The 19,575-nt window shown below is 36.6% G+C and carries 17 protein-coding genes; 13 read left to right on the forward strand and 4 right to left on the reverse strand.

Annotated elements, in window-relative coordinates; all coding sequences use genetic code 11:
- The first annotated feature begins 30 nt into the window (after positions 1-30).
- Entirely contained in the window at positions 31-483 is a 453-nt protein-coding gene (locus tag GZ212_RS02585) for a DUF2271 domain-containing protein (protein ID WP_240923729.1), read from the forward strand.
- A 10-nt stretch (positions 484-493) separates the two neighbouring features.
- Positions 494-2,671 carry a PepSY domain-containing protein gene (locus GZ212_RS02590; protein WP_166957003.1) on the forward strand — a complete coding sequence of 726 codons (2,178 nt, stop codon included), beginning with the start codon at positions 494-496 and terminating at the stop codon, positions 2,669-2,671.
- On the opposite strand, the gene GZ212_RS02595 is transcribed toward GZ212_RS02590, so the two are convergent.
- A complete protein-coding gene (locus GZ212_RS02595; protein WP_166957005.1) occupies positions 2,668-3,198 on the reverse strand; it encodes a CvpA family protein in 531 nt (176 codons plus the stop codon). The genes GZ212_RS02590 and GZ212_RS02595 overlap by 4 nt on opposite strands.
- A 51-nt stretch (positions 3,199-3,249) precedes the next feature.
- On the opposite strand from GZ212_RS02595, the gene GZ212_RS02600 reads away from it, so the two are divergent.
- The 9 genes from GZ212_RS02600 to GZ212_RS02640 all read left to right on the forward strand — a co-directional run bounded on the left by GZ212_RS02600 (position 3,250) and on the right by GZ212_RS02640 (position 12,866).
- Entirely contained in the window at positions 3,250-3,606 is a 357-nt protein-coding gene (locus tag GZ212_RS02600; protein ID WP_053970928.1) for a hypothetical protein, read from the forward strand.
- Positions 3,607-3,640: 34 nt separating this feature from the next.
- Positions 3,641-4,660 (forward strand): phenylalanine--tRNA ligase subunit alpha, encoded by a 1,020-nt coding sequence (pheS, locus tag GZ212_RS02605; protein ID WP_166957007.1) that lies wholly within the window; start codon positions 3,641-3,643, stop codon positions 4,658-4,660.
- A gap of 125 nt (positions 4,661-4,785) precedes the next feature.
- A complete protein-coding gene (locus GZ212_RS02610; RefSeq protein ID WP_166957009.1) occupies positions 4,786-5,277 on the forward strand; it encodes a GbsR/MarR family transcriptional regulator in 492 nt (163 codons plus the stop codon).
- Between the two features lie 15 nt (positions 5,278-5,292).
- On the forward strand, positions 5,293-6,417 hold the full coding sequence (locus GZ212_RS02615; RefSeq protein ID WP_166957011.1) for an efflux RND transporter periplasmic adaptor subunit: 1,125 nt from the start codon (positions 5,293-5,295) through the stop codon (positions 6,415-6,417).
- A gap of 19 nt (positions 6,418-6,436) precedes the next feature.
- Positions 6,437-9,577: an efflux RND transporter permease subunit gene (locus tag GZ212_RS02620; RefSeq protein ID WP_166957013.1), complete on the forward strand. Its 3,141-nt coding sequence runs from the start codon at positions 6,437-6,439 to the stop codon at positions 9,575-9,577.
- A 2-nt stretch (positions 9,578-9,579) separates the two neighbouring features.
- On the forward strand, positions 9,580-10,995 hold the full coding sequence (locus GZ212_RS02625) for an efflux transporter outer membrane subunit (RefSeq protein ID WP_166957016.1): 1,416 nt from the start codon (positions 9,580-9,582) through the stop codon (positions 10,993-10,995).
- A 29-nt stretch (positions 10,996-11,024) separates the two neighbouring features.
- Positions 11,025-11,840: a universal stress protein gene (locus GZ212_RS02630; protein WP_166957018.1), complete on the forward strand. Its 816-nt coding sequence runs from the start codon at positions 11,025-11,027 to the stop codon at positions 11,838-11,840.
- 25 nt (positions 11,841-11,865) lie between these two features.
- The gene (locus GZ212_RS02635) at positions 11,866-12,456 is read left to right on the forward strand and encodes a TetR/AcrR family transcriptional regulator (RefSeq protein ID WP_166957020.1); all 591 of its coding nucleotides are present in this window, start codon (positions 11,866-11,868) and stop codon (positions 12,454-12,456) included.
- A gap of 14 nt (positions 12,457-12,470) precedes the next feature.
- Positions 12,471-12,866: a hypothetical protein gene (locus GZ212_RS02640; RefSeq protein ID WP_053970936.1), complete on the forward strand. Its 396-nt coding sequence runs from the start codon at positions 12,471-12,473 to the stop codon at positions 12,864-12,866.
- Between the two features lie 62 nt (positions 12,867-12,928).
- Here the strand turns inward: GZ212_RS02640 and GZ212_RS02645 are convergent, their stop codons facing one another.
- Positions 12,929-13,411: a hypothetical protein gene (locus GZ212_RS02645; RefSeq protein WP_166957022.1), complete on the reverse strand. Its 483-nt coding sequence runs from the start codon at positions 13,409-13,411 to the stop codon at positions 12,929-12,931.
- A gap of 81 nt (positions 13,412-13,492) precedes the next feature.
- The gene (locus GZ212_RS02650) at positions 13,493-13,885 is read right to left on the reverse strand and encodes a hypothetical protein (protein WP_166957024.1); all 393 of its coding nucleotides are present in this window, start codon (positions 13,883-13,885) and stop codon (positions 13,493-13,495) included.
- 329 nt (positions 13,886-14,214) lie between these two features.
- Here GZ212_RS02650 and pckA point away from each other — a divergent pair, with 329 nt between their 5' ends.
- Positions 14,215-15,837 (forward strand): phosphoenolpyruvate carboxykinase (ATP), encoded by a 1,623-nt coding sequence (gene pckA / locus GZ212_RS02655; RefSeq protein WP_053970939.1) that lies wholly within the window; start codon positions 14,215-14,217, stop codon positions 15,835-15,837.
- 172 nt (positions 15,838-16,009) lie between these two features.
- Here the strand turns inward: pckA and GZ212_RS02660 are convergent, their stop codons facing one another.
- Entirely contained in the window at positions 16,010-17,011 is a 1,002-nt protein-coding gene (locus GZ212_RS02660; RefSeq protein WP_053970940.1) for an NAD(P)H-dependent glycerol-3-phosphate dehydrogenase, read from the reverse strand.
- A 253-nt stretch (positions 17,012-17,264) separates the two neighbouring features.
- Between GZ212_RS02660 and GZ212_RS02665 the strand changes: the two genes are divergently transcribed.
- Positions 17,265-19,520 carry a tetratricopeptide repeat protein gene (locus GZ212_RS02665; RefSeq protein WP_166957026.1) on the forward strand — a complete coding sequence of 752 codons (2,256 nt, stop codon included), beginning with the start codon at positions 17,265-17,267 and terminating at the stop codon, positions 19,518-19,520.
- Positions 19,521-19,575 lie beyond the last annotated feature (55 nt).

The following is a 19,575-nucleotide window of genomic DNA, read 5'->3' on the forward strand; positions in this document are numbered from 1 at the left end:
AAAAAAGTAAGTTTTTTATCATTCTTGACCATGTTAGTATTAGGGTTTTACTCCTTTACTAATAATGTAGATCTTATTAAGTATAAATGTATGGTTCAAATGACCAATTATACTGGTGAAGGCGCGTATATCGTTATTTCGTTAATCAATCCAAAGGGGGATTATGAAGAAACGCTATATGTTCAAGGAGATGACAGTGAGTGGTACAATACTTTGGAATCTTGGTGGAAATTTTATGGTAAAAAGCGTAATAACATCGATGCCATTACAGGAGCCACTATTTCTGGAGGGGAACGAACCATTTCTGTTATTTCCATAGATGATTCAAAAATCAATGCAGGTTATAAAATTCGATTTGAGACCGCAGTTGAAGATCAAGAATATTATCAAACGGATGTGGAATTTCCGTTAACTACTGAGAGTATTAAAGGCAAACATGAAGGAACAGGATTTATCCGATATGTTCGTATGATGCCTAATTAAAAAAACATTTATGACCATTTCAATTTGGAGATACAGTCACTTGGCGTTGGCTGTATCTTCCTTTGTATTTATTCTTTTGGCCTCGGTTACCGGAATTATTTTGGCATTTCAGCCTATTTCGGAACAAATGCAGCCCTATCATGTTTCCGATTTGGGCCAAGTTTCTTTGGCGGAAACCGTAGCTGTTTTTAAAAAGAATTATTCAGAGATTATTGAAATAAATATTGATGCAAATGGTTTTGTTGCGGCTTCTGTTTTTACAGAAGATGGTGAAAATTTAGAAGGATATTTCAATCCAGAAACAGCGCAGTATTTAGGGGAGAAAATAAAACCATCTCCTTTTTTTCAATGGGTCACCAATTTCCATAGGTCCTTATTTTTAAAAAGCACAGGGAGGTTTCTAGTGGGGCTTTTCTCCTTCTTTTTGTGTTTAATTGCGCTCTCTGGATTAGTCTTGGTGATTAAACGACAAAGAGGACTCAAACAGTTTTTCTCCAAGGTTGTCAACGAAAACTTTAACCAGTATTGGCATGTTGTATTAGGCAGATGGTCATTGATTCCAATAATTATAATCAGTTTGACTGGGGTCTATTTATCCTTAGAAAAGTTTGATGTTTTACCTCATGAGGCAAATGGACACCATGTAAATTTCGAAACCCTCAAAGCAAGTCCTGTCAAACCCATTTCTGTATTTAATTCCACTCAACTTTCTGAAGTTAAGTCCTTGGAATTTCCATTCTCTGATGATGTAGAAGATTATTTTATTTTGAAACTAAAAAATAGGGAGCTAGCCATTAATCAGTTTACTGGCGAGATTTTAAGTGAGATTCCGCAGTCTAATTTCCAACTGTTGTCCAGATTAAGTTTGAATCTGCATACAGGTAAGGGAAGTATATTATGGTCTTTAATTTTAGCTATAGCAGGAGTCAATATTATCTATTTTGTGTATTCCGGTTTTGCCATGACCTTAAAACGTCGGAAGTCGCGATTGAAGAATAAATTTAAAAAGAATGACTGTGAGTATATCATTTCGGTCGGTTCAGAAAACGGTTCTACTTTTAGTTATGCCCAAGTGCTCTATGAAGGATTGCTAAAGGCCAATAAAAAAGTGTTTATTTCAGAATTGAATGATTTTGGAGATTACCCAAATGCCAAACATCTCATTGTCATGACGGCGACTTACGGTCAGGGTGAAGCACCAACAAATGCTAATAAATTTTTGGACATCGTGAAGGACATGAATCCATCAGGAGTCAACTATTCTGTGGTAGGGTTTGGATCTTTGGCTTATCCAGATTTTTGTCAATTTGCCTTTGATGCAGATGGTGTCATGAATTCAAGATTTTCTCAGTTTTTGAAGCCCTTCACCATTAATGATAAATCCATAGAATCTTTCCAGAATTGGGTTAATAAGTGGTCAAAAAAGGCAGAAATTCCGCTATCGTTAGCATTAGAAGAGCTTCAAACAAAACCAAAACAAACCAAAAAGGCAACCATTCTTTCCAAAACGGATGTCCATAATCAACCAGATGACACTTTTTTATTAACGCTTAAGTCAAAAAGGTATCAGAGGTTTCAATCAGGTGATTTATTGGCTGTTTATCCCAAGAACGATTATAGGGAACGTTTGTATTCTATTGGGAAAGTGAAGGGCCACATGCAATTGAGCATTAAGTTTTATGAGAACGGTCTGGGATCAAATTACCTTTATAACGGCGAAGCAGGAGATATTCTAAAAGGAAAAATCATAAGTAATACCCATTTTCATCTTCCAAAGAAAAGGTCTCAAGTCATGATGATTGCCAACGGTACTGGGGTTGGCCCATTTTTAGGGATGATTGATGAAAACAAAAAACATGACATTCAATTGTATTTAGGGTTAAGAACCCAAGATTCCTATGAGCTCTATAAATCACAGGTTGAAGGCTATTTACAAGATAGAAAACTTTGTGGTTTTCAATTGGCATTGTCGAGGGAGCATAATAAGCAGTATGTACAAGACCTACTTTTGAATGATGCCGAAAAGGTTGCAAAATTATTGTTGAGTGGAGGAACCATCATGGTTTGTGGCTCCTTGGCTATGCAGAATGGAGTAATAAATGCGTTGGAAACTATATGTTCTGACTATGCTCAAAAACCATTAAGTTATTTTCAAAAGGAACAGCAATTAAAGATGGATTGCTATTAGGAGGCATTTTCATCTTCCTTAATTGGACGCTCTATTGCGTTGGCATTTCGGTCCATAATAATCGGGAAAATGGTAGGCAATAAAGATCGAACTGGTTCATAAAGCACAGAGTCCTTCATGTGCTCTTCTTGTCCCAAATCGATAGTATCATTATATTTCCCGTAAATGACCAAAAGAGCACTTAGAATCAATGCTATTTTAAGGCCGCCAAAAATGGCTCCAAGCAACCTATTTAAAATACCCAATGCTGCAAAATCGGCGAGTTTGGTTAAAGCTTTCCCTGCAAGGGCAATAGCTAAAACAATAATTAAAAAAGTAATGGCAAAAGCTACAATGGAAATGGTATTTTCTTCCCATTCAAAACGTTCTTTGAGAAGGTCAGAGGCGAAGTAACTGAAGTGAATCGCTCCAAAGACACCCGCTACCAGGGCAACCAAAGATGCAATTTCTACAAACAGACCTTTCATAAACCCTCGAACAATTCCGAATAATATGAGGGCGGCCAAAACAATATCAATAATGCTCATAGGTGTATTATTTCTGTAAATATACTGTAACTTTGCAACTTTAAAATTATTATGTCTAGAGACGAACAATTAAAGGAACGTTGGGAACTAGTAGTGACCAAATTATCCACTCAATTTGCAGACGGAGACCCATTAGATCTGGATGCTATTATCTATTTAATAGGGGTTCAGGAATTGGGACAATTACATAGAAAATTTAAAAAAGACCATAAAGTCGATTTGATGCATATAGCTATTTGTAGGCTGTTGGAGCCTTATGGCTATTATGAATTTGATTTCTTTGATGATGAGGGATGGCCTCATTATAAAGTCAAGGAACAACTTCCTAATTTAAAATCTGGAGAGCAAAGTGTTTTAATGAAGGAAGCCATTGTAAACTATTTTTTGGAAACAGAATATATCAAGTAAGATTTATTAAATTTGCCACTCATTTTTAGGAGTTATGATAGATAAGATTAAAGAGTTGATTGCTGAAGCAGAGGAATTTAAAGCTCAGTCGAAAGATGAGATTGAAGCTTTCCGAATCAAATATTTAGGTAAAAAGGGTTTGCTTAATGACTATTTCAAGGAGTTCAAGAATGTTGCAAACGATCAAAAAAAGGAATTTGGACAAACTATCAATACTCTAAAATCTACGGTTCAGGAAAAGGTAAATACTCTTAAGGAAGAGTTTGAAAGCAAGGAAGAGGAAAAAGGTATTTATGGGGATTTGACTCGACCAGGCGAACCCATTGAAATTGGGTCTAGACATGCTATTTCCATAGTAAAAAATCAAATTATAGATATATTTTCGAGGATAGGTTTTAACGTGAGTGAAGGACCAGAGATTGAAGATGACTGGCATAACTTTACAGCCTTGAACTTGCCTGAATACCATCCAGCTAGAGATATGCAGGATACCTTTTTTATTCAAACCGATCCAGATATTCTTTTAAGAACACACACCAGCTCTGTCCAGGTGAGGTATATGGAGAATAACAAACCTCCTATTAGAACGGTGTCTCCAGGAAGAGTTTATAGAAATGAGGCTATTTCAGCCAGGTCACATTGTTTCTTCCATCAAGTGGAAGGGTTGTATATTGATAAGGATGTAAGTTTTGCGGATTTAAAGCAAACGCTTCAGTATTTTACTACGGAGATGTTTGGGAAATCAAAGATTAGGTTACGTCCTTCCTATTTCCCGTTTACGGAGCCAAGTGCTGAGGTTGATGTATATTGGGGCTTGGAAACGGAAGTGGATTATCGCATTACCAAAGGAACCGGTTGGTTGGAAATCATGGGTTGTGGGATGGTAGATCCTAATGTGTTGGAGAATTGTGGAATCGATTCAAAAACCTATTCTGGATTTGCTTTTGGAATGGGAATTGACAGAATCGCCATGTTGCTTCATCAAATAGGCGATATTAGACTGCTAAGTGAAAATGATGTTCGTTTCTTAGAGCAGTTTAAGTCCGCTTTATAATAAGCACCACATAAATAGATTTGAAGTCCGATAAACATCGGACTTTTTTTATTTAACAATTTTTTAACTTCGATAAGTTCGGATTTGTCCGAACCAAACGTACCTTTGTTTCAAACTTTCTGAAAATGGACCAAGATCTGGTAGAAAAAAAGAAGCTTTTAATTGAGAAGTTAGGTGTGTTTATTGAAAAAAGAGACAACCTAGCTCCAGTTGCAGCAAGAATACTGTCCTATATTATTCTAACGGGTAAAACTGGAACTACCTTTGAAGATTTGGTTACCGATTTATGTGCGAGTAAAAGTACCATTTCAACCCACCTAAATCATCTTTTGGATTTAAAGTCTCTCAATTATTTCACTAAACCTGGAGATAGGAAAAAATACTATATCCTGAATAGAGATTCCATAATACAAAATATGGATAAAATGATTCAAATGTGGAAAGCCGAGTTGGACCTTCATTTGGAAATTAAACAATACAAAAAAGACATGAATGTCATACTTGACGATGAATCAAAATTTGAAATGACATTTCATGACGATTATATCACCTATTTAAATGTGGTGATGGAGTCAGTAGTAATATTAAAACAAAAATTAACCGAAACACATTCATAATCCGAGTAAATTAAAATGAAAACATTGAATTATCGCCTAGTATCGCTTTTTATATTGTCGATTTGGATATATAGCTGTAAACAAGAACCTCAGCAAAACCAACAACAAGCTCAGGCATTACCATTTGCCGTTACTGAAATTCCTCAAAAGGACATTACATCCTATGTGACGTATCCAACAACCATAGAAGGAACTATAAATAGTGAAGTTCGTGCTAAGGTTTCAGGATACATTCAAAAGGTTTTGGTAGATGAGGGGCAAAAAGTAAAAAAGGGACAAGCTTTATTTAAGCTGGAAACCCAAAGTTTGAGCCAAGATGCCGAAGCAGCCAAGGCAAGTGTCAATGTGGCGCAAGTTGAGGTTGAAAAATTAAAACCATTGGTAGATAAGAACATCATCAGTCCGATGCAATTGGAGACGGCGAAAGCTAATTTAGCTCAAGCCAAAAGCAACTACAACAGTATTTTGGCTAACATAGGCTATGCTACTGTTACAAGTCCTGTTGATGGATATGTAGGAGCTATTCCTTACAGAGAAGGGTCTTTGGTAAGTGCTACAAGCGCTAGACCTTTAACCACTGTGGCTAGTATTGAAAACGTATATGCCTTTTTCTCAATGAATGAAACGGAGTACCTAAACTTTTTACAACAGACCGAGGGTAAAACACTTCAAGATAAAATAAACAATTTCCCTAAGGTTGGATTGCTTTTGGCCAATGGTCAAGCTTATGACCAGAAGGGAACTATAGAAACAGTAACGGGGCAAATTGATGCAAACACAGGGACTGTAAGTTTTAGAGCTACCTTCAGTAATCCGAATCTATTACTTACTAATGGGAATAGTGGAACTATTGAAATTCCTAAAAATTATGAAAATGCTGTGGTAGTTCCACAGTCTGCAACTTTTGAGCAACAAGGACAAACCTTTGTATATAAAGTGGACGAATCAAATACAGCAGTGGCAACTTTGATAACTATTGCAGATAAGTCAAACGAACTATATGTTGTGGGGTCTGGTGTTAAGGCTGGAGACCTTATTGTAGTTAAGGGAATCGGAAAATTACGTAATCGTACACCAATACAACCACAAAAGATGGCTTTTGATAGTATTGTTAAGCCTATTAAACCTCTTTTTCAATAATATTTAGAAGACAGAAATTATGTTAAAAACATTTATAGAAAGACCGGTATTGTCTACCGTTATTTCCATCATTATAGTGATTCTGGGTGTTCTGGGCTATACCACGTTGCCCGTAGAACAGTATCCAGATATTGCACCACCAACCATTCAGGTGAATGCGACCTATCCAGGAGCAAGTGCCGAAACTATTTTGGAGAGTGTGATTATCCCGATAGAAGAGCAGATTAACGGTGTTGAGGGGATGACCTATATGACCTCTTCTGCTGCCAACAATGGTACTGCTAACATTACTGTTTTCTTCGATCAAGAAATGGATCCAGATATTGCTGCGGTAAACGTTCAAAATAGAGTGTCGCGTGCTAATCCCTTATTGCCTCAAGAGGTTGTGCAAACTGGGGTTACCACACAAAAACAGCAAACATCAGCTTTGATGTTCCTTTCTGTATATTCAGCAAATGATGATTACAATGCAACATTCGTTCAGAATTATTTAAAAATCAACGTTATTCCTGCATTACAAAGGGTGAATGGTGTTGGTGACGTCAACGTATTTTCCAACCAGGATTATGCGATGCGTATTTGGTTGAAACCAGAAAAATTGGCAGCCTATAATTTAGTCCCAAGCGATGTAACTGCTTCCTTACGCGAGCAAAGTTTAGAGGCTTCTGCCGGATCGTTAGGTCAGAATGACGGACAGGCATTTTCATATAATATCAAGTATAGTGGTCGTTTTAAAACTGAAAAACAATATGAAGATATTATTGTAAAGGCGCTTGACAATGGAGAATATTTGAGGCTTAAAGATGTTGCTAAGATAGAATTAGATGCTCAAGGATATGACTCATACGGTTTTACAGAAGGGCATCCAAGTGTCAATATGGGTATTTACCAAACGGCAGGGTCGAATGCACAAGAGATTATCAATAGTATTAAAACAGAGTTAGATCGTTTGTCTAAGGATTTTCCAGATGGGATTGATTATGAAATCAATTATGATACCAATAACTTCTTGACTGCTTCCATGAATAAGGTTAGAAATACCTTGGTAGAAGCTTTCTTGTTGGTATTTCTGGTGGTGTTTATTTTCTTGCAGGATTTCCGGTCTACTTTAATTCCAGCCATTGCAGTGCCAGTGGCAATTGTTGGAACCTTCTTTTTCTTGAATTTATTTGGTTACTCCGTAAACTTATTAACCCTTTTCGCCCTGGTATTGGCAATTGGTATTGTAGTGGATGACGCCATTGTAGTTGTTGAGGCAGTACACGCCAAAATAGATCAAGGGGCTAAAAGTGCGAAAACAGCAACATTAGATGCGATGCATGAAATTTCGGGAGCCATTATCTCAATTACTTTAGTTATGGCGGCCGTATTTATACCTGTGACTTTTATTCAGGGGCCAACGGGAGTATTTTACGAACAATTTGGTGTCACATTGATTGTTGCTATTTTAATATCGGCGGTGAATGCCTTGACCTTAAGTCCAGCATTGTGTGCGTTACTTTTAAAGGGTCATGACGACCATGAGGATAAAAAGAAAAGTTTCCTTCAAAAATTCTACAATAGATTTAATGCTGGGTTTAATGCTACCACCGAGCGCTATGGAAGATCTTTGACATTTTTATATAAAAACAAGTGGGTTTCAGCTGTTATTTTAATATTGTCAGGAGTTGGGATATACTGGGCAGCAAATAGTACACCTACAGGTTTTGTGCCTAATGAGGACCGTGGAATCATCTTTATGAATGTGGAATTACCTGCGGGTGCTTCTATGGATAGAACCAGTATGGTAACCCAAGAAATGTATCAAAAAGCCAAACAAATTCCTGGTGTAAGAGGGGTTACTGTAATCAATGGTAGAAGTTTAATTAGTGGTGCTGGTACCAATTATGGTCTGGGATTCGTGAAATTGAATGATTGGTCAGAACGTGAAAGTGAAGATCAATCCTCCAATGCCATTATAGGTAAATTATTTGGAATAGCAGCGAGTATTCCAGATGCCAATATTATATTCTTTGCACCACCAAGTATTCCAGGATTTGGACTTTCCGGAGGATTTGAAGTGAACTTGTTAGATAAATCTGGAGGAAGCTTTGAAGATTTAGATGCTACCACCCAGCAGTTTATTGGTAATTTGATGAAACACCCAGAAATTCAGTATGGACAATCGTCATTTAACACCAAATATCCGCAGTATGAATTGGATATCAATGTGCCATTAGCAAAACGTTTTGGGGTGCCTATCAGTAGCATTTTCTCAACCCTACAGGGATATATCGGAGGGGTATATGCTGCAGACTTTGCAAGATTTGGTAAGCAGTATCGTGTATATGTACAAGCGCAACCTGAAGATAGAAGTGATGCTAGTTCCTTGAATGAATTATATATTAAGACCGGTAGTGGTGATATGGCGCCAATTACGCAGTTTGTAAGTTTAAAACGCGTTTATGGTCCGCAAACGGTAACACGTTTTAACCTTTATAATTCAGCAAAAATTAGTGGGGCATCTAATCCAGGATTCAGTACAGGTGATGCCATTGCCATTGTTAATGAAGAGATTAAAGGATTACCTAGTAATTATGAAGTAGCTTATTCAGGGTTATCCCGTGAAGAGGTAAGTGCAGGTAACCAAACAGTCGTTATTTTCCTTTTGGTAATTGTGTTTGTATACTTCTTGTTGGCTGCGCAATATGAAAGCTATCTCTTACCATTTGCAGTTATCTTGTCATTGCCTTTAGGGGTATTTGGAGCGTTTTTCTCAACCAAAGTCATGGGATTGGAAAACAACATCTATTTCCAAATTGCCTTGATCATGTTGGTAGGACTCTTGGCTAAGAATGCCATTTTAATTGTGGAATTTGCGTTGCAGAGACGCCGACATGGTGAAGACCTGGTAGATGCTGCCATACATGGAGCTAAAGCTCGTTTAAGACCTATTTTAATGACCTCTTTTGCATTTATCCTAGGTTTAATGCCACTAGTATTGGCAAAAGGAGTAGGTGCTGAAGGAAACAATTCCATTGGGACTGGTGCGGCAGGAGGTATGTTGATAGGTACTATTTTAGGAGTATTTGTTATCCCCATCTTGTTTATACTATTCCAATGGTTACAAGAAAAAGTATCAAGTAAACCAGCTGTTGTTGAAATAAAAGAAGAAAATTAATCATGATTTCTATTATAAAAAATATTCTTATGAACCGTGTGGTATTAATAGTGCTTGCAGCTTCAACTTTGCAAAGTTGTTTTGTTGCCAAGGAATACCAGAGACCGGAATTTGAAGAAACAACCGATCTTTACAGGACAGATAATTTGCCACAAGATAGTTTGTCAATGGCAGATGTATCATGGAAAGAGATGTTCACAGATCCTTATTTGATACAATATATTGAAGAAGGTTTGCAGAACAACTTGGACATACGTGTGGCTATCCAACAAATGGCTGCAGCAGAAGCTTATATGAAACAAGGAAAAGCTGGGTATTTGCCAAGTCTAAGTGCTGGGGCTTCAATGACCCATCAAGAATTGTCTAAAAATAGTCAATTTGGTTCCTTCTTTAATGGTGCTATTAACCAGTATGAGATCACTGGAAATCTTTCTTGGGAAGCGGATATCTGGGGTAAAATAAGAAGTAATAAAAGAGCGGGTGAGGCGAGTTATTTACAAAGTGTTTCCGCACACCAAGCTGTAAAAACCGAATTGATAGCGAGTATAGCCACTACTTATTACAGTCTTTTGGCTTTAGATTCTCAAAAGGCAGTTACCGAGCAAACCATTGCAGCAAGAGAAAGTAGTGTAACTACCATCCAAGCTTTAAAGGACGCAGGTCAGGTAAATCAGGTGGCTGTAGATGGTAATATCGCGCAGTACAACAATGCAAAAGCACTATTGATAGATGTTGAAGTTGCCATTTTCCAAACTGAAAACACATTGAATTTATTGCTGGGAAGACCGGCCCAAGAAATTCAAAGAACCCAGTTGGATGGTCAAAACCTTCAAGCCGAAATTAAATTGGGAGTACCTGCAACGTTGTTACGTAATAGGCCAGATGTGATGGCTTCAGAATATGCCTTGATCAATGCGTTTGAATTGACTAATGTGGCGAAAAGTAACTTTTATCCATCGCTTACTATTACGGCTTCAGGTGGGTTGCAAAGTTTGGAATTGGATGAATTGATTAATGTCAATTCTCTTTTTGCCAATATCGTTGGTGGATTGGCTCAGCCTATTTTCAATAAAAGGGCTATTAAAACACAACATGAAGTGGCATTGGCACAACAGGAACAAGCATTGTTGAACTTTAAGAGAGCTTTGTTGGTTTCAGGTAATGAAGTTTCTAATGCTTTATATAACTATGATGCCTTAACAGAAAAATATGACTTTAGGGAAAAGGAAGTAGAAGCTTTAAGACAAGCTGAAACAAATTCTGAGGAGTTATTGGTTAATGGTTATGCCACATACTTAGATCTGTTAACTGCCAGACAAAATGCACTCAGTGCAGAGTTGAATTTGATAGACAACAAACTTCAGCAATTATTGAGTGTGGTCAATTTATACAAAGCCCTTGGTGGTGGATGGAAATAATAATTAGGTCTTAAAAAAAAGCATTAATCATGAAAGCTATTTTTGTAGCTACAAATTTTTCTGAAACATCAGACAATGCTGTCCTCTATTCGGCATCTTTGGCACAATTGTTTCAAGCTAAGCTTGTACTATTCAATTCCTTTAAATTGCCTGTACACGCCGCAAATACTTGGTTGACGGTAGAAGCGATGGAGAAATTGATAGAAAAGAATAGAGCTAAGTTAAAGGAACAAGCCGAGGATCTTTCCAAAGCGTTCAAGATTCAGGTTGAATATGACTGCCAATATATAGACTGGGAACGTGAGGTAGACACTTTAATGAATAACCATGGTGCACGATTATTGGTTATGGGAATGTCGGCTAAATCCATGGAACAGAATTTACTTGGCAACCCGACAACCACATTGATCAGTATGAAAAAATTTCCTGTTCTAGCTGTACCCATAGGTGCCAAATTTAAGGGAATTGACAAGATCCTTTTTGCATGCGATTTAATGCAGGCGATTCCACTTAGAACATTAGCACGGTTAAAGGAAATTGCCGAACAGCTCAAATCGCAAGTAACCATGTTCTATGTTGAAAAGAAAGTCAACGAGTTACAGGCAGAGAATCCTATTTTTGAGCATATTGAAAAAGGCTTGGAAAATGTAGTGCATGTTTATAAGAAAGTAAATTCTGATACGGTTATTAAGGAAATTGAAAAAGAAATCCTGGAATCCGATTCAGATCTGCTCGTAATGATTCCAAAGAAATATGGTTTTTGGGAGTCTATTGTGCATAAAAGTAAAACAAGGGTCATGGCTTCGGGGCTTAGTATTCCGTTGTTATCTATTCCTGTAGATTAAATTTTAAGAGTAAGTTTTATTTGAAATGACCACAAAGCAAGATGTTTTAGAATGCTCTATTTCCAACTTTACCAAGTTTGGAAGTAAACGGTTCACTATGGATGAGCTTGCCACTACTCTCGGTATTTCAAAAAAAACTATTTATAAATTCTATTCAAGTAAAGAGGATCTAGTAATTGCTAGTGTAAAGTATTTAATTGATGACTATAATAAGGTAGTCGATGAAATAATAAGTCAATGTCCGGATCCTCTTTTTTGTATTCTTAAGATTTACGAAAAGGGGTTTGAGCGTTTGTCATATTTTAAACCGTCTTTCATCTTTGGTTTAAAAAAATACTACCCTTTGGCTAATAAATTGTTTGATGAATTCAGACACCGATTCGTAAGAGAAAAAGTTTATAGTTTGTTAGTCAAAGCCCAAGAACAAGGTCTCTTGGTAGATGAGGTCAACTTAAACCTTTTCTGCGATTTGTATTTTAACAGGATTGAGGAAATCGCTTTTTTACATGATAATTTGTTTCAAAGATATTCTTCACAGGAGCTTCTAGATCATTTCATTGTTTACAGCTTAAGAGGAATTACTAAGACCACTTATGTGTTTCCTAAACTGAAATAAGTTAATTTTACAGCATGAGAAAAGATATTGAAATCCCGAAGGTAGAAGGGGTATTTTGTGCTGCTGTCAATGAATTTAATCAAGTTCACAGAACCCAAGATTGGAACGTATATTTAATCAATGATAAAGATGTGCCTTTGGAAATGGTTTTAATTGTTTCCAGGGGATATTCGGCTGACAAGGAAACTTCTCTTATGAGGCATAAGTTGGAACAGTTGCCAGCAAAAAGTTATGCTAAGGTTGAGTTTTTACATGAGGATGTTTTAACCTTGAACAATGAATTTAAGGTGACTTTCTTTGAAGGGAATACTATGTTTGAAAAGACTTTCTTATTTCGACCCAATACTATCAATTTAAAGGCACTACAACCAATACCTTTAATGCAGGAAAAAGGTGTTGTGGTAAAGTAGAAAGATCTAAATAAAAAGAAACAAAGCCTCAAAATAAATTGAGGCTTTTGTTTTTCAATCTATTAAGATAAATGGTTATTTAAGATTTTAGCCCACCTTTGCGCCATAGGATATTCATTTCCCAATTGAGCGTTGAAATTTTCGCTGTACAGGATAAAATCTGCTAGCTTTTTTTCGTGTGTTTTATGTTTAAAACTAAGTTCTACTTGGGTTATAATTTCCTTTTTATCTTGCCCAGAACGTATCGTTTTAGATTGGGTATGGGCATAGCATTCGACTACGTGTTTTAAATCTACTTCATTTTCCAATGCTACTTCATCATTTTTTTTAACAAAGAAAGCCATTTGGTTGACTTCATCGAGGCCTATGGCATAATCACCACATTGTTCCACAGTTGAAATCTGGCATTGGCGATTTTGAGCCATTTGGTTTAAAGTGTTTATAACGTGTTTTTTCTTTTTATTGCTTCCTACTTGTACGGCTACAAAAGGGAATATACATATACTAACTATGATGGAACCCAATAGGGTACTTGCTACATCCATTTTTTATAAAATTTAAATTTGAAATAAGTTGAATATGGTCTTGTTGTTAAAGACCGCTAAATTTTTTAAAAATGGGATGCATTACCAATGGTAATGAAAGGGGAAAATGATTTGTGAAACCCCAAGAAAAATTTGAGGCTCTTCAGTATGAAGTGTAAAGGTACTGCTGCAAGCAGGTGTATAATTCTGTAAATGAAATGGCAAATGCCCAAAATAATGGGAAGAATCGGTATCAAAAATGACCTCTAAATCTGTTCCAAAAGTGGGAGCATATTCAAGAGGTTCAGAATGATTAAGGATACAATTATCATTTGTGGATACATCAGCCTTGTTCCCGTGGTTCAATTGGAAATCAGAAGACAAGCTTTCACAAGCTATTTCCTTGTTTAATGAAAACCCAACAAGCGAGAGAAAAAAGAAAAATCCAAAAATGTAAACTAACTTTTTCACAGAACAAATGTACATGATATTCATGTTAAGTTTTTGCAAAAAATAGGGGTCATGGGCATTTTTTTTCAAAAAATCTTCTTGAAATGATTCCAAATTAAAGCATTAGAAGATTAAGAAAACGTTATAGTTATCAATAAGTTAACTCTTATTTTAAAGACTTAATATGACTTTTTTCATGTTTATTTTTACATATGTCGTATACCTTTGATATGTAATTAAACAAGTAATGCCGTTTAAGTCACGGGAAGAGCTTGTAACCTGGGAATTATTAAGGGTAAATTTTGTATTTGACACTTAGATCGTTCTCAGCAACTAGATGAGATTATAATTAGTAACAATAAAAAATTAAGAAAATGGGAACTTTAGTAGAAGCCGAAAGAAACCTAGAAAAATATGGTTTGAAAGACACGGTAGTTCATTGGAATTTAAGCCCTGAATCCCTTCAAAAAATAACCGTTGAAAAAGGGATGGGGCAGGAAACTGCAAATGGCACCCTAGCCGTTAATACAGGAAAATTTACAGGGCGTTCACCTCAAGATAGATTTTTGGTACAAGACGAGTATACCAAAGATAAAATCTGGTGGGGAAAAATAAACAAACCTATTTCTCCTGAGAATTTCAACAAATTAAAAGACGAAGTCGTTGAATACCTTTCTGGTAAAGAAATCTATGCTAGAGATGGGTATGTGTGTGCCGATCCAGAGTACAAATTAAATGTTAGAACTGTTACAGAATTTCCTTGGTCAAACTTGTTTGTCAACAACATGTTTTTAAGACTTTCTGAAGAAGAACTTGAAACATTTGAGGAAGATTGGTTGGTGCTTTGTGCTCCTGGCTACGTAGCTCCAGATCCAGAGGCTGTTGGATTAAGACAAGGAAACTTCTCAATTATCAATTTTACAGATAAAATTGCATTAGTTGGAGGTTCAGCCTATACAGGTGAGATGAAAAAAGGAATATTTACCGCCTTGAACTTAATTCTTCCAGTAGAAAGAAACGTATTGCCTATGCACTGTTCTGCCAATGTAGGTGAAGAAGGTGATACAGCCATTTTCTTCGGATTATCTGGAACAGGAAAAACAACCCTTTCTGCAGATCCTAACAGAAAATTGATTGGTGATGATGAACATGGATGGACAGCCAATAACTCAATCTTCAATTTTGAAGGAGGTTGTTATGCCAAAGTTATTGACTTAACAGAAGAAAAAGAACCAGATATCTTTAGAGCAATCAGACCTGGAGCTTTACTTGAGAATGTTATCATAAATAATGGAGAAGTAGACTTTGAAGACAGCACCATTACTCAAAATACACGTGTAAGTTATCCAATCGAACATATAGATAACATTCAAGTTCCTTCTTATGCTGATAATCCTAAGAACATATTCTTCTTGACTTGTGATGCTTTTGGTGTGTTGCCTCCAGTATCTAAATTGACTCCTGGTCAAGCAGCTTATCACTTTATCTCTGGTTATACCGCTAAAGTAGCTGGTACTGAAGCTGGAATTACTGAGCCTGTACCTTCATTCTCTGCTTGTTTTGGAGCACCATTCATGCCATTGCACCCTACTGCATACGCTGAAATGTTAAGCGCTAAAATGCAAGAAGCTGGAGTAAATGTTTGGTTGATCAACACTGGATGGAGCGGTGGCCCTTATGGAGTTGGTTCTAGAATCAAGTTGAAATATACAAGAGCTATGATTTCTGCCATCCTTAATGGAGAATTAGATAATGTAGACTTCGAACAACATCCAATTTTCGGATTGTTCATGCCGAAGTATTGCCCAGGAGTTCCAACTGAAATTTTGGATCCGATGAATACTTGGTTGCAAAAAGGAGCTTACATAAGTAAAGCAATTGGATTAGCACATTCATTCCATTTGAATTTTGAAAAATTTGCTAGTCAAGCTTCCGCACAAATTATGGAAGGTGGACCACTTATTGATGAACACCATCAATTAGCTGACACGATATAAAACAATTTTTAGTTATTAATTATTGAAGTGCCTGCCTAATCTTCAGATTTTGGAAAACTTACTGAAGATTTAGGCAGGTTTTTATTTTTACACCTGGAGGTGAAAATATAATGCCTTAATGGGGAGTTCCAAAACTGTAATCCGTCAGAGTTAAATAAAAAATAAAGCGATTTTAATCCAGTTTATCTACAAGCTTACTGAATACCTTCTTGGTTTCTTTCCCTTCATATAAAACCGCATATACAGCATCAATGATAGGAAGTCTGGTTTTCTTTTTATTATTCTCATTGAGAAGATGGGCACTTTTGGTCGCATAATAACCTTCGGCCACCATATTCATTTCCATCATGGCACTTTTTACAGTATAACCTTTCCCAATCATGTTTCCAAACATACGGTTTCTGGAAAAAGTAGAATAGCCTGTTACCAATAAATCCCCTAAGTAAGCTGAGTTATTGATGTTTCGTTTCATCTTGTGCATTTTCTTGATAAAACGTTTCATTTCCCTAATGGCATTACTCATCAAAACACTCTGGAAATTGTCTCCATATCCCAAACCATGAGCAATACCAGCCGCAATAGCATAAATATTTTTTAGCATGACAGCATATTCTAATCCTATGACATCATCACTGATTTTGGTTTTGATGTATTCGCTAGAAAGTTTACTGGCAATTTCTTTGGCTTTTTTTGAATCGGCACAGGAAATGGTCAAATAAGAAAGACGCTCTAGAGCTACCTCTTCAGCATGACACGGTCCAGCGATAACAGCAATGTTTTCAAAAGGAATGTGATAGATATCGTGAAAATGCTCACCAACCAGTAAACCAGATTCAGGAATAATTCCCTTAACGGCAGAAACAATTGTTTTATTTGAAATATCAACCGTTAGTTTTTCTAGTTCAGACTGCATAAAGGCAGAAGGAACGACAAAGATTAGAACATCGGCATAGGTTGCCATTTCATTGATGTCGTTGCTTAATTTCAGCATGGAAACATCAAATTCTACAGAGCTTAAATAACTGGGATTATGCTCTTCCTTCAGTAAGTGTTCTTTGATATAAACACTTCTCATATACCATCCAACTTCATTTAAATTTTCGCACAACATTTTTACAATGGCTGTTGCCCAACTGCCTGCACCAAAAACGGCATATTTAAGTGGTTTTTCCATAAAAGGATTTCAAATATCAATAACTTAATCAAAAGTACATAAAATTAAAGTGTTTAAAAAAGCAGAACAGCAAGGAGTAGGTTTTTTATGAATATTCTAATGGAAGGATGGTTTGGGTGTAATTATGGAGCGCGTTTTTGAGAGAACTTTTTCAAGCTGAAAAATAAGTTGGTAATTTGTCTTTTGATCCTTTGTATATCGTTTATAATAAGTATTTTTAAAGGGTCAAATACATTCATTTCAATCCAATAAGTTGACTTATTTAAACTTCAAAACATCCCTAGTTAAGCTATTCGTCATTGCTTTTATTTTGCTATTGAATTCTTGTAAAGAAAAAGCAACTTATGAGCCAGTTACTGAAGATACCGTGTTTTTATCAACCAAAGAACTTCCAGATAGTTTGTTTGTTGGCGACAGCAATTGTAAAACGTGTCATCAAAAAGAATATGCAGACTGGCAAGGATCACATCATGATAAGGCTATGGAATTGGCTAATGCCACATCGGTTTTGGCACCTTTTGAAGGAGAGGAGTTCACGAGTTTTGAGGTCACTTCACGGTTTTATAAAAAGGACGGTGACTTTTACGTGAATACCGAAGGCCCAGAAGGCACTTATGAAGATTACAAGATCATTTACACTTTTGGAGTAACGCCTTTACAGCAATATATCGTCCAGTTTCCCGATGGGAAGTTTCAATGCCTGAGTACGGCTTGGGATACTGAAAAAGAAATATGGTTTAATTTATATCCAGACTTTAAAGTAGTGCATTCCGAATGGTTGCATTGGAGTAATAAGGGACTTAATTGGAACACCATGTGTTCGGATTGTCATTCAACCAATGTGAAGAAGAATTATCATTTGCAAACAGATAGTTATAATACCCAATATGCCCTTATTAATGTGAGCTGTGAAGCTTGTCACGGACCAGGTAGGGAACACGTTGAAGAGGCTAGTCGTCTAGGGGACAAATACAAACCTAAAGGAAATATGCGTATGACTTTGTCAACGCCACCAAAACAGTTGGTTGATGAATGTGCTAGATGTCATATGCGAAGGGAACAATTTACCAATTCCTTTAATTATGAAGGAACCATGTTAGATCATTATTTTCCACAATTGTTGGAAGAGCCTTTCTACTTCCCAGATGGCCAAATTTTGGATGAGGATTATGTCTATGCCTCATTTACCCAAAGTAAAATGTATAAAAATAACATAGCATGTAATAATTGTCATAATTCACACTCCTTAGAGTTGAAGTTTGAAGGGAACATGTTATGCGCCCAATGTCATGCACCGGCAACTTATGACTCGCCATTACATCACAAACACGAAACCAATACAGAAGGTTCCAAATGTATCAATTGCCATATGACAGGAAGGTTTTATATGGGTAATGATTTTAGAAGAGATCATAGTTTTAGAGTCCCTAGACCTGACCAGAGTTTAAAATATGGAACGCCAAATGCCTGTGTGGATTGCCATACTGATAAGGACAACGAATGGGCTTGGAAAGAGTTTCAAAATTTATATGGGGAAGTCGATTCCATCCATTTTTCAGACAAATTGATTCCAGGTGTTTTGGGTCATGCTAATGCAGAAAATGGATTGTTGGATTTGATTAAAGACACCTCTGAGAATGAATTGGTGCGTGCTTCGGCAGTTAAAGCCTTAGGGCATTATGAGTTGGACCCATTAATCAGAGAGTATTTAAATTGGCTGAATGATGCTTCACCCATGGTACGTGGGGCAACGTTAGATGTGTTGAGCAACATCAATAATGCAGACTATGCCAATTATTTCTTGCCGCTGTTGAATGATAAGAAAAGATCGGTTAGGGTTAAGGCGTTTTATGCTTTGGCCACCTTAGACGCGTCACAAGTCCCTGCTGAATATTTAGAGAGCTATAAAAAGGTGGAAGAAGAATTTTTTGGATACCTAGATGTGACTTCAGATTTTGTGGGCGGGTTGGCCAAAAGGGCTAATTACAATATTAAGAAGGGAAACATTCAGGAAGCTATTTCCTATTATGAGAAAGCCATTGAAGTAGATAATTTGGATAACCGTTTAAGATATACCTTAGCCAATTTATACTACAACGTTCAAGCATATGAGAAGGCTGAACAAACATTTAGGGCCATCACAGAACGGGAGCCCGATTTCGGGCCTACCTATTATTCATTAGCGCTTTTGTATGCTGAGTTGGGTAGAACGGATGATGCCATAAGTGAGATGAATACCGCGATTATAAAAATGCCAGAGAACATTAGAACGTATTACAATTTGAGCTTGCTTTATGACCAAATGGGAGATAAGGGAAATGCCGAAACAACGCTTATAAAAGGGTTAAAAATGGATCCCAACAATGCAGATTTATTGTATGCCTTAGCATTTCATTATTCAAAATATAAGGAAATGAACAAGGCTTTAAACATTGCCGAAAAGCTTATGCGTCTATATCCCAATAATCCGCAATATTCTAACTTTTACAGGCAATTACAAAGCAATTAACGGGTTCATGGTTTAGATCAAACCAACCTTGAAATAGCCTTCTTAAATCTCCGGT

Origin of the sequence: Mangrovimonas sp. CR14, assembly GCF_011764015.1 — a bacterium.
Taxonomy (GTDB): domain Bacteria; phylum Bacteroidota; class Bacteroidia; order Flavobacteriales; family Flavobacteriaceae; genus Mangrovimonas; species Mangrovimonas futianensis.